The sequence below is a fragment of the Gemmatimonadaceae bacterium genome, from assembly GCA_036496605.1.
Lineage (GTDB): Bacteria > Gemmatimonadota > Gemmatimonadetes > Gemmatimonadales > Gemmatimonadaceae > AG2.
Genome location: DASXKV010000004.1, coordinates 192333 through 206486, shown reverse-complemented (window position 1 = coordinate 206486; position 14154 = coordinate 192333). Strand labels below are relative to the sequence as shown.

Here is a 14154-nt window from a genome sequence, read left to right as displayed (position 1 = left end):
CGCGGTACTCCGGGCACGATGACACGAAGACTCGAAGGAACGGTGGCGCTGGTAACCGGCGCCTCGAGCGGTATCGGCGAAGCCACGGCGCGCGCACTGGCCGCCGAGGGCGCAGCGGTCGCTCTCGCTGCGCGGCGCACGCAGCGGATTGAAGCTCTCTCGCGCGAGCTTGGCAAAGGCGGCCGCGCGATCGCTCTCACTACCGACGTCACCGTCGAGCAACAGGCGCGCGACGCCGTTGACCGTACGGTACGTGAGCTTGGCCGGCTGGACATCGTGATCAACAATGCCGGGGTCATGCTCCTCGGCCCGATCGAAGACGCGCCGCTCGAGGAGTGGGAGCGAATGGTGCGTCTCAACGTGCTCGGCGTCCTTTACGTCGCTCACGCGGCGCTGCCACACCTGCTCCGCGCCGCCGAGCAGGATCCGCGGCGCGTATCGGACCTCGTCAACATCAGCTCCGTCGCGGGCCGCTCGGCGCGAACCGGCGCTGGCGTCTACAATCTGACGAAGTTCGGCGTCGGCGCATTCAGCGAGTCGCTGCGACAAGAGGTCACACGTCGACATCTACGCGTGTCACTCGTCGAGCCCGGCGCTGTCGCGACGGAGCTCACGGAGCATCTGCGCCCCGAGATTCTCGAGCAGACAAAGTCGATGTTCGCCGACGCCGAGCCACTCCGGGCCGAGGACATCGCGGAGACGATCACGTTCATCGTGACGCGTCCGCGGCGGATGGCGATCAACGAGGTCCTCGTTAGGCCTTCCGAACAGGTCCGTTAGTCTATCGCCCGTTCGACTCAGAACGCCGGAACTGATCCGAATTCACCACGAATGCCACGAGCCGTCCACCGGATGCAAACTGGTCACGCATGAATCGCCGCGTTCACCGCGGCAATCCAACCGCGTCACGACCGATTCATGAGCGCCATGGCATCAATTGCCAGCCGTATCGTGAAGACGCGATAGGATCGCGCATCAACGCCGACGCGTATCGAAGCAATTGATCGGCGTCACGAAGCAATCGTGTGGTGTACCGGACGAATTGATTGGCGTCCCGAGCGAATAGAGTGGCGTATTGAAGCAACTCTCGGGCGTCCCGGAGGGACTCGCGGGAGTGCCGACGGGACTCACGCGCGTAACGCTTCAATGTCTCGCAGTACAGATCGAACCCATCGGCCTACCGCTGCCACTCAGCCGGCTATCGCTCGAATGCATCGGAGTACCGACGGAATCGCGCACCGTACGGATGCATCCCGATACCAACACGAACCGATTGATCGCAGTAGCGCCCGAACTGATCGTTGAACCGCTCCAATGCGCTGCCCTCGACATGCGATTGATCGCCGTCCAGCTGCAATTCATCGCCGTCCAGCTGCAATTCATCGTCATCCTATCGCAATTAACACGAGTACCGCTCTGACGCAGCGGAGTAACGACGCAATGAATCGGCGTACGGCTCGAACCTCGGGCCGTATCGCCCGCTTGCACACACTTACCGATCAGTTGTCAATCAGCAGCGCTGTATTTCATGGCCCGATAGCCTCACGTGATCGCCGTCGCGTCGCGATCAAACAAAATCCCGTTGCCATTCATCGCTGTCCACCTCGGTCCTCACCTCGTCCCGCTGCATCGTCAACCGTTATCGATCACTGAACAAGTCGTACCGCCCCAATTGTCACCAGTAAAGCCCCCGTACCACTCTCTCCCGCTCGGCATTCAGCGTCTCCCGGCCAATTTTCATCTTCTACGCATCATCTCACGGCATATCGGGCCGTAAACAGCGCCCTAACGACGAAGGAGCTTCCAGCGTACCAGCGACCTAGCGATCTAACGGTCGCAATCACCCATCCACGGGCACTCCGGTCACACTTCGAACGGCTCGTCGCTACGAGGATGATCGATCTGACAGCGGTTGACTCGCCTTCTCGCTCGAGGGCCTGCGCAGTAACAAGGTCCCCGCTGGCGTTTTCTCCGCGTGTCAACAGATTGCGCTGAGGCCGAAGAGCTGGCGGAGCTTTTTCGCGCGACGCGAATCTGGATCTAGCAAGGCATAGCCGGCGGCGAAGAAGCTGTTTTGCAACAAGAGGTCGGGCGAGACATAGCACAGGTGCTCCCACGCCGCGAGAAAGGCCGTGAACGATTCAGTCATCACGGCATCATCTCCGTCGTGCGACAGATAGAGCACGGCAGGATCGTCGATCTCTCTGCCAATGATTCCATTGAGCGCGACGTAGTCGCCATTGCCGACGGCAATTATGGGCAGGCTTTCCACCCAATCGTCTGCTCTGTCGGTGTCCTGGTCCTCGAGAAGGACCCTGGACCGCTCGAGGCACGATCTCGCAAACCGGGGCAGTGCGTTCGCCGGGCCGATGCGCGCACCACCATATAGGTCGGACCCGATGAACAGTTTGCTGAACTCGCGACCGGCGGCACTGTCTTCATCGAGGCTATAGCGGCAATCGATCGCCGCTGTGCCGAGCGTGAGAAAGTGTCGAAATGTGTCGGGGAGATACTGGGCCAGGCGCCGATCAAGGGCGTTTGACTGCGCCGGCTGAAAGGGAGGAGCGACGTAGCTTGCTTCGACTTTAAAGCCAGGGCGGTCTTTGAGCATGAGTACGAACTGGTGGGCGCGATGAGCCCACCCTGCGTAGTCGAAGAGTCTCGTCACTGGGGCTCTACGCATAACAACGAATTACCCGGAAGGCGCCGTCTCGAGTTCAGCTACCTCAGCGTGAGGACGGCGATTATAGGACGCTGCCATGGCTCGGCGCGATTTTCACCGCTGTCTACGTAGCCTTTTACTCCCGCTTCTCATCTCAGTGGACCTACCTAGCGGGCTTGTACAATCAGATCAAGGCCGCCGAAGCTAGGAAGGATGCGGACAGGGACGCACTCGCTAGCTGGAAAGCAGGGTTCATCGAAGACGCGGACGAACTACATCTTGCACCCAAGCCAATGTTTGCAACCCTGATTAAAAACTGGGCAGCCGATGCCGCCGTGAAGGCCGCATTCGTGAGTTACGCGCCCGGAGGCCAGCCTGGGCTTGACGGCATCCTAGCCGACGTTAAGGCCACTCCGACCCAAGTGGCATCGGCTCCGGCTGACACTACTCGCAGCGTAGCGCAGGATGCTCCTACCAAAAAGTCGTGAAGTTCCTGAAAATGGCCGAACGTGCCAGCGAACGTGCCAGCAAAGGAAAACGCGCCGTCCCATCAATCTGAGGCGAGCGCGTAAATCGTTCCCTTTTGCCGATAAAGAGGCGCGGGCCGGAATCGAACCGGCGAATAGCGGTTTTGCAGACCGCTGCCTTACCACTTGGCTACCGCGCCCAAGAATCTCAGAAGCTATTTGTGCGCTTGGACTTCAACAAGTCAGCACCCGTGCGCACATCTTCGACTCACTTTTCCTTTGCTCGTCACTTCGCGCCGCAGGAATTGTAGCGGGCGCCCCGTCGCTCGTTGCTGCCCGCACAGACCCTCACATGATCGCCGCATCCCGGCCCGCCTCTTGAATGCGTTGCGGCGTCGATGAGCTCCGCTCCTCACGAACGTCGCACGGCCATCGAGACCGGGCCGGACACTCGCCGCCATTTCCGCAGGCTCTGGGATGTTGCGTTCATCGTGCTGCGCTTCATTGCGAGGCACGCGCACAACGCGTACGCAACCTTCGGTATTTTCGTGCTGATCGGCGCCGCGATCGCGATCGCCGGCACGTGGGGATTCGCCGAGCTCGCCGGACACGTCAGCTCCGGCGGCACACAGGCCTTCGACGACACCATCCTGCAATGGCTTGGACAGCACCGTACCAAGTCACTCGACGCCTTCATGCTCGACATCACGTCACTCGGGACGAGCTCCGTCGTCGCGATGGTCGTCGGCGTCGCGGCGCTCTTCCTCTGGCTCAATCAGCACAAGCACTCGGCGATCTTGCTGCTCGTCTCGACCGCCGGCGGCGTGCTACTCAACAACTTGCTCAAGCTGGGCTTCGCCCGTCCACGGCCCGACATCATTTCGTGGGTAACCACGGCGACGTTCTATTCCTTCCCTTCCGGCCACGCGATGAGCGCGACGGTCGTGTACAGCACCGTCGCCTATCTTGCCGGCCGCCTCCAGCGCACGCATCGGGCTCGGGTCGCGGTCGCTCTCGTGGCGGCACTCGTCATCGCGATCATCTGCCTCAGCCGCCTCTACCTCGGCGTTCATTATCCGTCCGACGTTCTCGCGGGGATCATCATCGGCCTCGCCTGGGCCGGCTTCTGTATGGCGACGCTCGAGGTCATCCAACTCTACGCCCGGCGCAACGCCCCGGAGATGCTCGAGGAAGAGCACCCCGCGCCTCTCGCGGAGGGATAGCGTTCTAGCTCCAAGGCGCTGTCTCGATCCAGCGTAATCGGCGCACAGGTCATCGGGCGATGGTGCGCGTCTTCGATGGCGCGATCAGCGCTCACCTGATCGTGATCACTAGTCTCGAAGTCGCGTGCACGCAACTCGTAGCGGCGAGACGCGTCCACGAGGCGCTGATTTCTCGAGACCTTGGCGGTGCTCGCGCGCTCGAGTTCGAGATCACCTGATTGCGAGCGGCGCGCAACACTCTCGCGGCGCTGATTCGCAGTCACGAGGCGGCGGTCACCGCTCAGCAAGTCGAGGACAAATGACAGCGACTCGTGGTCGGATGGCAGCGACTCCGAGAGAGATGTCAGGGACTCGTGGTCGGATGGCACCGACTCCGAGACAGATGTCAGGGACTCGTGGTCGGATGGCACGGGCTCCCGAACAGAGGACCGCGACTGGTCGTCGGATGGCACCGGCTCCAGGACAGAGAACCGCGACTCGTGGTCGGATGGCACCGGCTCCAGGACAGAGAACCGCGACTCCAGGACCAGAGACCGCGACCCGAGGTCTGATGACCGCGAGTCGAAGACAGCTCAGGCGGCATCGCACGCGCGCTTGTCGCGCGTCGTCGCATGCACTCTCGCGAGTAGCTGCGGCAATGCCGACAGCACGCGCTCGTTTCCTTCGCGCAGCAACGCGGCGAGGATGTGCTTGCAGATGCGCTCTCGCCAGAGATGATCGCCGCAATCGCAGCGCGGATGTGAGGTGGTGACGAGATCCACCCAGTGCGCGTGAGCGCCGCCCGTCACGCAGTATCGGCCATCGGCGATTCGCTCACCGTGGAGCGCCAGACTCCGCTCGAGACGCCCCAGGTCGACGCCACCTGCCGCGTCGAAGTCGATCTTCACGTTCGACATGTCCACTACTCCCAATCCAGGCTCTATGCACACACACGAAGGAACGCCGAAATATACCCGCGCGAGAGGCGGAAGTTCAGGGCTGGCAATCCCTTATGTCGCCTGAGCGAGCGGACGGATCTACGATCCATGTCGACAGCTCAGGTGACTGTACCGGCGACTGTCTCGTCCTACGGGAGGAGTCCGCGTAGTTCCCCGCCGGATCCGCGCCGCGCCTAACGCACCACGAGCCACGAGTCACGCCATGAAGCGTCTCCTCATCACCGCCAGCGCCGCCTGCCTGCTCGGCGCGTGCCACTTCCATTCGCGCTCCTGGCTCGCGCAACACGCCAACGACAAGGCGCCCCCGCCCCCGAAAGTCGTCGCCGACACACAGCCCGTCGTGAAGCAGGCGGGTGAGCCCGAGCCGAAAGTTCACATCTGGTCGCGCGCTGACGCTACAACGCCGATGAGCCGCTCGAGCTTCTTCACCACCGACGGCCGTACCGTCGGTCGCTTCCTCATGGCGAACGACGTCGACCTCAGCTTCGCGCGGATCGCTTTCCTCAACTCGAGCAACGACGAGGTCAAGGCGTTCGCCAAGCGTATGCTCACCGACCACACGCAGGTCATTGCGTCGATGCGTGCGCTCGCCGGCGATGAGGACATCGCGCCTGCGGACGACGACGCTGGTCGCGACCTGCGCGACCTGTCGACCCTGCAGCGCGATTCGCTGCGCGTGCTCACTGGCCGCGCCTTCGACATCGCGTATGTCGGCATGGAGCTCGACCGGCACCGCGCGATTCTCTCGATGATCGACGACGTCCTTCTTCCCCGCGCTCGCAACAGCGAGCTGCGCGAGATGTTGACGTCGGCGCGCCCCATCATCGCCGCTCACATCGCCCACGCGGAGCAGCTGCAGGCCACGCTCGCGAAGCGCTGATCGACGAGCACTGTTGCAGCACGAGCAGCAAGACGTGGGTTGGCCACCGGCACGTCAAGGGCCCGGTTACACTTCGTTGGGCCCTTCAGCCGGTCGCCTCGATCTTAACCCACTGTCGTGGACGATTCCCTTCTCCAGCCGCACGATCCGTACGCTTCGCTTCGCATTTCGAGCTACCGCTGGTACATACTGAGCACGTTCACGATGACGCTGGCGGCGCAGATCCAGGGCGTCGTCGTCTCGTGGCAGATCTACGACATCACGCGCGATCCCCTCTCGTTAGGCCTCATGGGCCTGGCCGAGGCGCTTCCCTATATCAGCATCGCGCTCTTCGCGGGGCACGTCGCTGACCGGCGCGACCGGCGCAGGATCTCGCTGTCGTCGCTCGCGTTGCTCGTCGTCTGCTCGGTGTCGCTTCTTCTCCTGAGCCTTCTCGCGAGTCCTCGCGCCGACTCGGCGATGCACCGCGGCGTGTGGCCCTTCTACGTCGTGATCTTTCTCAGCGGTATAGCCCGCAGCTTTCTCCAGCCGGCCCGTCAGGCGCTCGGCGCGGAGATCGTTCCTCGAGAGCTGTATCCGAACGCGGTAGCGTGGCGGAGCTCGACGTGGCAAACGGCAGCCGTTGCCGGTCCTGCCCTCGGGGGACTCCTCTATGGTTTCACCTCGCCGTCCTTCGCCTACGCCGTCGACGCGGCACTGATGATCGTTGCGCTCTTCGCCTTTGCGGCGATCGCGTACGTGCCGCGCGGCCAGAGAGCAAACGAGAGCTCCGTCTCCGAGAGTCTGCGGACCGGAATTCACTTTGTTCTGCGAGAGCCCGTTCTGCTCGGCGCGATGACTCTCGATCTCTTCTCCGTGCTCCTCGGCGGCGCCGAAGCTCTTCTGCCGGTTTTTGCGGATCAGATTCTGAATGCCGGTCCGGAGGGCCTTGGCATCTTGCGCGCGGCCCCTGCAGCAGGCGCAACGCTGATGTCCTTGTATCTCGCCCACCAGAGGCCGTTTCGCCGGGCGGGACGCGCTCTACTGAACTCAGTGGCGGTCTTCGCAGTCTGCATCATTGGATTCGGTCTCTCGAAAAGCTTCCTGCTATCGCTCGTCCTGCTGGCCATCAGCGGAATGGCCGATAACGTGAGCGTCGTCGTTCGCTCCACGCTGCTCCAGGTGCTGACGCCCGAGCATCTACTTGGCCGGGTTTCCTCGGTAAATGCGATTTTCATTGGCTCCTCCAATGAGCTCGGCGCCTTCGAGTCAGGAGTCGCAGCCCGTTTTCTCGGCACGGTGACTTCGGTCGTGCTTGGAGGAGTCGCTTCGTTGTCCGTTGTAGGAATTGTGGCGCGTCGCATTCCGAGCCTCCGACGCCTGGGCGCGATCGAGCGGGCTCGGCGGGACTTGTAGCGCGCGTCCGACACCAAATCCGTGCAGTTTGAGCATGGACAGGGTCATTTTAGCCGCTTCGGCGGCCAGTCATGAGTCCATGTGCAACGTTGGATTTGCGATTTTCGCACGAATGGCAATACATTGCCTCTCGGCTGGAACGCGTCCCCTTTTTTGAGAGGCCCTGCCGCACATGTCAGTCACCACCCATCACAATCGACAGGAAGTGAATCGCGAGATCTCCTCGCGCACCGCACGAGCGAACGGGAATGGCTCGAACGGTGGATCCCATAACGGTTCGACCATGTCTGGCGCTCGAGTTTCCGAGTATTTCGGAATCAACACTCTTGGCGCGCGTCAGATGCGCGACAAGCTCTCGCCCGAGGTTTACACCAAGCTCGTCGCCGCCATCCGACAGGGCAAAAAGCTCGATGTAGAGATCGCGCCCAAGGTCGCGAGCGTCATTCGCGACTGGGCCATCTCTCGCGGGGCTACGCACTTTACCCACTGGTTCCAGCCCCAGACGGGTCTCACTGCCGAGAAGCACGACGCTTTCCTCTCCTTCGACGATGGCCAGCCGATGGAGTCGTTCAGTGCCTCGCAGCTCATCCAGAGCGAGCCCGACGCCTCGAGCTTTCCGTCCGGCGGTCTCCGTGCGACGTGGGAAGCGCGCGGCTACACCGCATGGAACCCTGCCAGCCCGGTGTTCATCGCCGAGTGGGCTGGCGTGAAGACGCTGTGCATTCCTTCTGTTTTCATCGGCTACAACGGTGAGGCGCTCGACGAGCTCACTCCCCTGCTCCGCAGCTCCGACGCGCTGAGCGATCGCGCGATCGCGCTGCTCGAGTTGCTCGGTGACAGAGGCGTCCACCGTGTTTACACCACGCTTGGTCCCGAGCAGGAGTATTTCCTGATTGATCGAGGTCATTTCGCGTTGCGACCTGACCTCGTCATGGCCGGACGGACGCTCGTTGGCGCTCCGCCGCCGCGCGGTCAGCAGCTCGAGGATCACTACTTCGGCGGGATTCCTGAGCGCATCCAGGCGTGCATCGCCGAAGTCGAGTACGAGCTGTATAAGCTCGGCGTACCGATCGTGACGCGGCACAACGAAGTGGCGCCGAGCCAGTTCGAGATGGCCCCGCGCTTCGAGGAGACCGACGTCGCCGTCGATCACAACCAGCTCGTCATGGCGACGCTGCGGCGCGTCGCGCTGCGTCACAACCTCCAGGCTCTGCTGCACGAGAAGCCCTTTGCCGGAATCAATGGGTCGGGCAAGCACTGCAACTGGTCGATGTCGGTGGCAGCCGAGAATCCGGAGCTCGACGGTTACAACTTGCTCAAGCCCGGCCAGACGCCGCACCAGAACATTCGCTTTCTCGTTTTCCTCGCCGCTATTCTCAAGGGCGTGCACAAGTACGCCGCGGTCTTGCGCGCGGGGATCGCAACGTCCGGCAACGAGCACCGGCTCGGCGCGAACGAAGCACCGCCCGCCATCATCTCGGTGTTCATGGGCGACACGCTCACACACGTCATCGAGACGATCGCCGAGGGCAAAGTGACGAACAGCGCCGATCAGGAAATGATCAAGCTCGGCGTCGCTCGTCTTCCGGAGATCCAGCGCGACAATACCGACCGGAACCGCACATCTCCTTTTGCGTTCACCGGTAACAAGTTCGAATTTCGAGCGGTCGGGTCGTCGCAGTCGATCGCGTTCCCGATCGTATTGTTGAACGCCGCGGTCGCCGAGACGATCGGCGAGATCACCGCCGAGCTCAAGGCGGAGATCAAGAAGACGAAGAAGACTGACGACGCGGTGCTCAAGATCGTTCGCCGCATCTTCAAGGAGACGGCGGCCATTCGTTTCGAGGGCAATAACTACTCGGAGGAGTGGGTCAAGGAAGCGGATAAGCGCGGACTTCCGAATCTGCGCCGTACTCCCGAGGCGCTGAAGCAGCTCGTTACCAAGCAGTCACGCCAGCTGTTGACCAAGCTCGGGATCTTCAGCGAGGAAGAGCTCGATTCTCGCTATCACGTGCGACTCGAGCGGTACGTTAAGGACATGCTCATCGAGCTCCACACGTTGCGAGAAACGGTCGACACGCTCGTTCTGCCGGCCGCGCTCGAGTACGTGGGCGGTCTGGCGACGTCGGCGGCGCGTGCAAAAGAGGCGGGGATCAAGGCCATTCCGCAGCTCGAGCCCGCGAACCGCATCGGCAAGTTGATTCAGGAGCTGCAGTCGGCGCGCAATGCGCTCGGTAAGGCGATCGACAAGGCCGAAGGCATGCACGAAGAGCTCGAGGAACAAGCGGAGTTCCTCACCAGCACGGGCGCGGACGCGATGGCTGCCACTCGTCAGGCGAGCGATGCCCTCGAACTGCTGGTCGACGACGAGCTGTGGCCACTGCCGAAGTATCGGGAGATGCTCTTCCCGGTCTGAACCGGCCATCGAGAAAACGAAGCGAGGCGGCGCAAGCCGCCTCGCTCTTGTTTTTTCGGACGACGGTGCCTAACGTCGCTCGTACACCGGCGTATTGCCATTCACCGACTGGGTGAGCGTCGTCCCGCTGAGCGAGCCGCCATAGCGGCCACCATGCGTGTGATCGATGAACGATATCGACGAACCGGACACGCTGTATCGGCCGCGCTCGATCGACGTGCCGACTGAAGACGACCTGTCCGTTGGGAATGCGTACGTCGTGGAATCTTCGTAACTCCCGTCGTCCTTCAGCACGAGTACGTCACTCGTTATGCGCATCGACGCGGTGCCGAGCGTTCTGTCGTAGGGAAGGGAAGTCCCGTTGATCGACTGGAGCTCGAACGTCGCGTTGATCGCGCCCTTGGGACTGATCACTCGATCGCAGGCCGCGAATGAGATCGCGACCGCAACCATCGCCGCCACCGACACGTACCGGTTCATGCTGCCTTCCTAGCTATTGAAAAAGAGGGAACCCGCCCTGGGACCGACTCCGGCCTTGGCGTTGTTTCCGCAAACTCCGATCCTGCCGTACGCCGAACGCTGAGCGAACTCTCCGGAGCACTAGACGTGCCAGTACGGCTCGCCACGACGGGGACGCCAGGAAGCGACCTGAGCGACACACGTCTTCTTTCGTCGCCGGCCCTCGGCGAGGCTCGCCACCGGATTCGCGAACTCACGCGTTCTGCGTCATAATTGGTCGATGCAGCCAGCGCCATAGCGAGCCGCCCAGAGACGAGGAGGAGCGAGTGCAGAGCACGACGTACGATGCGATCGTGGTGGGGTCGGGCATCTCGGGAGGATGGGCAGCCAAAGAGCTCACCGAGAGAGGTCTGAATGTGCTGCTGCTCGAGCGCGGCAAGAACATCGAGCACATCAAGGATTACCCTAACGCGACGAAGGGACCGTGGGAGTATCCGCATCGCGGCGGGCGCACGACGGCGATGGAGGAAGCGTACCCCGTCCTCAAGCGTGACTACCCACTGAACGAGAAGAATCTCGACTGGTGGGCGTCGGACAAGGACTCGCCATACACGGAGGTCAAACGCTTCGACTGGTTCCGCGGCTACCACGTCGGCGGCCGCTCACTGCTCTGGGGACGACAGAGCTATCGTCACAGCGATATCGACTTCGAGGCGAATGCGAAGGAGGGCGTGGCCGTCGATTGGCCCATCCGCTACGCCGACGTCACCAAGTGGTACGACTACGTCGAGCCGTTCGCCGGCATCTCCGGATCGATCGAGCACATGCCGCAGCTCCCGGACGGCAAGTTTCAGCCGGCGATGGCGCTCAACTGCGGTGAAGAGCTGATCGCCGGGCGCCTAACGAAGAAATTCGGAGGCAGGCGACGGATCATTCCCGGACGTGTCGCCAACGCGACACAGGCGCTCCCCGGGCGCTCGCCCTGCCAATACCGCAACGCCTGCTGGCTTGGCTGCCCGTACGGCGGCTACTTCAGCACGCAGGCGTCGACGCTTCCGGCCGCGATGAAGACGGGCCGCCTAACGTTGAAGCCGTGGGCGATCGCGACCGAGGTGCTCTACGACAAGGACAAGAAGCGCGCGACGGGCGTTCGCGTGCTCGACGCCGTCAGCGAGAAAGCGACGGACTACACCGCGAAGGTGATCTTCCTTTGCGCATCGACGCTCAACTCAACCTGGCTGCTCTTGCGATCGGCGACCGACGTCTGGCCGGGTGGTCTCGGCTCGAGCTCGGGCGAGCTCGGACACAACCTCATGGACCACCACTTCCGTCTTGGCGCGTCGGGGAGCATCGAGGGGATGGAAGACAAGTACTACTACGGCCGTCGACCGAACGGTTTCTACATCCCTCGCTACCGGAATGTCTTTGGCGAGAAGCGCGACTACCTGCGTGGCTTCGGCTATCAAGGCGGCGCGAGCCGCGACGGATGGTCGCGCGTCGTCGCGGAGCTCGGTGTGGGTGGCGCCTTCAAGGACAACGCCGCCGAGCCAGGCCCGTGGACGATCGGTGCGACGGCATTTGGCGAGATGTTGCCTAACCACGCCAATCAGGTCGGGATCGACGAGACGCGGAAGGACAAGTGGGGACTCCCTGTCCTCAAGATCGATTGCGCCATCGGCGAGAACGAGCGCAAGATGCGCGTCGACATGATGAACGACATGGCGGAAACGCTCGAGGCAGCCGGAGTGAAGAACGTGCAGATGTACGACAGCGGGTACTTCCCGGGCATGGGCATTCACGAGATGGGCACGGCACGGATGGGCCGCGACCCGAAGACATCGGTGCTCAACGGGAACAACCAGGTGTGGGACGCGCCCAATGTCTTCGTCACCGATGGATCGTGCATGGTTTCGACGGCCTGCGTGAACCCGTCGCTGACGTACATGGCGCTCACCGCGCGTGCGGCGGCGTTCGCCGTGAACGAGCTTACCAAGCGCAACCTCTGAACCGGAGGAATCTCAGTGCAAAGCACGACGTACGATGCCATCGTCGTTGGTTCTGGCATCTCGGGCGGCTGGGCGGCAAAAGAGCTCTCCGAGCGAGGTCTCAATGTGCTCCTGCTCGAGCGGGGGAAGAACATCGAGCACATCAAAGACTATGTGAACGCGCAAAAGGGACCGTGGGAGTACCCACATCGCGGCGGCCGCACGAAGAAGATGGAAGAGGACTATCCCGTCCTGCGACGTGATTATCCACTCAACGAAAAGAATCTCGATTGGTGGGCCTCGGATAGGGATTCGCCGTACACCGAAGTCAAACGGTTTGATTGGTATCGGGGTTACCACGTTGGGGGTCGATCCCTGATGTGGGGCCGCTGCTCCTTTAGGTGGAGCGATTTTGATTACGAGGCAAATGCCAGAGAAGGCGTCGGCACCGACTGGCCGATTCGATATAAGGACATCGCGCCCTGGTATGATCATGTCGAGCCGTTCGCCGGAATCTCCGGCTCGATCGAGCACATGCCGCAACTGCCGGACGGCAAGTTCCAGCCACCGATGCCGTTCAACTGCGCGGAGCAGATGGTTGCCGATCGCGTTAGGCAGCACTTCGACGGCAAGCGACGATGGATTCCAGCCCGGACGGCAAACCTCACCCAGCCGATCGGCGGCCGCTCCGCCTGCCAATACCGCGATGCATGCTGGCTCGGCTGCCCGTATGGGGCCTACTTCAGCACGCAATCGTCGACGCTTCCCGCCGCGATGAAGACGGGGCACCTCACGCTGAAGCCCTGGCAGATCGTGAACGAGGTTCTGTACGACAAGGACAGGAAGCGCGCGAGCGGCGTTCGCGTGCTGGATGCGATCTCGATGCAGAGCACGGACTACAAGGCGAAGGTGATCTTCCTCTGTGCGTCGACGCTCAACTCGACCTGGATTCTTCTGCGCTCCGCGACCGACATCTGGCCGGGAGGTCTCGGGTCGAGCTCTGGAGAGCTTGGACACAACTTGATGGATCACCACTTCCGCGTCGGCGCCGAAGGACGCATCGACGGCTTCCAGGACAAGGATCAGTACGGCCGTAAGCCGAACTCCGTTTACATCCCGCGCTATCGCAATCTCTTTGGCGAGAAGCGCGATTACCTGCGCGGTTTCGGGTACGAAGGATCGGCGGGACGCGAGGGTTGGTCGCGCGCGGTCGCGGAGATGGGCGTCGGCGGCGGCTTCAAGGACTCGATGGCCGAGCCGGGGCAGTGGACCGTCGGCGGCACCGCGTTCGGCGAGATGCTGCCTAACCATGCGAACGTCGTGACGCTCGACGAGAACCGGAAAGACAAGTGGGGCCTGCCGGTGCTCAAGATCGACTGCGCGACGGGCGAGAACGAGCATCGGATGCGCAAAGACATGGGCACTGACATGGCGGAGATGCTCGAGGCGGCTGGTGTGAAGGATGTGCACACCTACGACGAACCCTGCTTCCCCGGCATGGGCATTCACGAGATGGGCACGGCGCGCATGGGCACCAAGCCGACGAATTCCGTGCTCAACTCGCACAATCAGGTGTGGGATGCGCCTAACGTTTTTGTCACCGACGGTTCGTGCATGGCCTCGACTGCGTGTCAGAATCCGTCGCTCAGCTACATGGCACTGACGGCGCGAGCGGCAAACTTCGCGGCGGACGAGCTCACCAAGCGCACCCTCTAAGGAGACTCATAGA

12 protein-coding genes and 1 tRNA gene are annotated in these 14154 nt (G+C 62.4%); 9 read left to right on the top strand and 4 right to left on the bottom strand.

What is annotated here, in order from left to right; genetic code table 11:
* Window positions 1-18: 18 nt before the first annotated feature.
* Together VGH98_02755 and VGH98_02750 are read left to right on the top strand one after the other, a co-directional pair.
* Window positions 19-780: an SDR family NAD(P)-dependent oxidoreductase gene (locus VGH98_02755; protein ID HEY2374871.1), complete on the top strand. Its 762-nt coding sequence runs from the start codon at window positions 19-21 to the stop codon at window positions 778-780.
* A gap of 295 nt (window positions 781-1075) precedes the next feature.
* A complete protein-coding gene (locus VGH98_02750; protein ID HEY2374870.1) occupies window positions 1076-1420 on the top strand; it encodes a hypothetical protein in 345 nt (114 codons plus the stop codon).
* Between the two features lie 558 nt (window positions 1421-1978).
* Here VGH98_02750 and VGH98_02745 read toward each other — a convergent pair.
* Window positions 1979-2668: a hypothetical protein gene (locus VGH98_02745; GenBank protein HEY2374869.1), complete on the bottom strand. Its 690-nt coding sequence runs from the start codon at window positions 2666-2668 to the stop codon at window positions 1979-1981.
* A gap of 589 nt (window positions 2669-3257) precedes the next feature.
* A tRNA-Cys gene (locus tag VGH98_02740) sits at window positions 3258-3329 on the bottom strand.
* 198 nt (window positions 3330-3527) lie between these two features.
* Between VGH98_02740 and VGH98_02735 the strand changes: the two genes are divergently transcribed.
* Entirely contained in the window at window positions 3528-4352 is an 825-nt protein-coding gene (locus tag VGH98_02735) for a phosphatase PAP2 family protein (protein HEY2374868.1), read from the top strand.
* A 59-nt stretch (window positions 4353-4411) separates the two neighbouring features.
* Window positions 4412-4570, top strand: coding sequence for a hypothetical protein (locus VGH98_02730; GenBank protein ID HEY2374867.1), 159 nt, complete (start codon window positions 4412-4414; stop codon window positions 4568-4570).
* Window positions 4571-4924: 354 nt separating this feature from the next.
* Here VGH98_02730 and VGH98_02725 read toward each other — a convergent pair whose 3' ends face one another.
* Complete coding sequence (locus tag VGH98_02725; protein HEY2374866.1) at window positions 4925-5248, bottom strand: SWIM zinc finger family protein; 324 nt, start codon at window positions 5246-5248, stop codon at window positions 4925-4927.
* A gap of 244 nt (window positions 5249-5492) precedes the next feature.
* On the opposite strand from VGH98_02725, the gene VGH98_02720 reads away from it, so the two are divergent.
* The 3 genes from VGH98_02720 to VGH98_02710 all read left to right on the top strand — a co-directional run bounded on the left by VGH98_02720 (window position 5493) and on the right by VGH98_02710 (window position 9981).
* Window positions 5493-6170, top strand: coding sequence for a DUF4142 domain-containing protein (locus tag VGH98_02720; protein HEY2374865.1), 678 nt, complete (start codon window positions 5493-5495; stop codon window positions 6168-6170).
* Window positions 6171-6287: 117 nt separating this feature from the next.
* Window positions 6288-7565, top strand: coding sequence for an MFS transporter (locus VGH98_02715; GenBank protein ID HEY2374864.1), 1278 nt, complete (start codon window positions 6288-6290; stop codon window positions 7563-7565).
* Window positions 7566-7848: 283 nt separating this feature from the next.
* Window positions 7849-9981: a glutamine synthetase III gene (locus tag VGH98_02710; protein ID HEY2374863.1), complete on the top strand. Its 2133-nt coding sequence runs from the start codon at window positions 7849-7851 to the stop codon at window positions 9979-9981.
* Between the two features lie 69 nt (window positions 9982-10050).
* Here the strand turns inward: VGH98_02710 and VGH98_02705 are convergent, their stop codons facing one another.
* A complete protein-coding gene (locus VGH98_02705) occupies window positions 10051-10461 on the bottom strand; it encodes a hypothetical protein (GenBank protein ID HEY2374862.1) in 411 nt (136 codons plus the stop codon).
* Between the two features lie 305 nt (window positions 10462-10766).
* Here VGH98_02705 and VGH98_02700 point away from each other — a divergent pair, with 305 nt between their 5' ends.
* A complete protein-coding gene (locus VGH98_02700; GenBank protein ID HEY2374861.1) occupies window positions 10767-12446 on the top strand; it encodes a GMC family oxidoreductase in 1680 nt (559 codons plus the stop codon).
* Window positions 12447-12461: 15 nt separating this feature from the next.
* Window positions 12462-14141 carry a GMC family oxidoreductase gene (locus tag VGH98_02695; GenBank protein ID HEY2374860.1) on the top strand — a complete coding sequence of 560 codons (1680 nt, stop codon included), beginning with the start codon at window positions 12462-12464 and terminating at the stop codon, window positions 14139-14141.
* Window positions 14142-14154: the final 13 nt, after the last annotated feature.

Coding starts and splice junctions, on each gene's coding strand:
- VGH98_02755 (HEY2374871.1), top strand. CDS start 19: ATGACACGAAGACTCGAAGGAACGGTGGCGCTGGTAACCGGCGCCTCG.
- VGH98_02735 (HEY2374868.1), top strand. CDS start 3,528: ATGAGCTCCGCTCCTCACGAACGTCGCACGGCCATCGAGACCGGGCCG.
- VGH98_02730 (HEY2374867.1), top strand. CDS start 4,412: ATGGTGCGCGTCTTCGATGGCGCGATCAGCGCTCACCTGATCGTGATC.
- VGH98_02725 (HEY2374866.1), bottom strand. CDS start 5,248: ATGTCGAACGTGAAGATCGACTTCGACGCGGCAGGTGGCGTCGACCTG.
- VGH98_02720 (HEY2374865.1), top strand. CDS start 5,493: ATGAAGCGTCTCCTCATCACCGCCAGCGCCGCCTGCCTGCTCGGCGCG.
- VGH98_02710 (HEY2374863.1), top strand. CDS start 7,849: ATGTCTGGCGCTCGAGTTTCCGAGTATTTCGGAATCAACACTCTTGGC.
- VGH98_02705 (HEY2374862.1), bottom strand. CDS start 10,461: ATGAACCGGTACGTGTCGGTGGCGGCGATGGTTGCGGTCGCGATCTCA.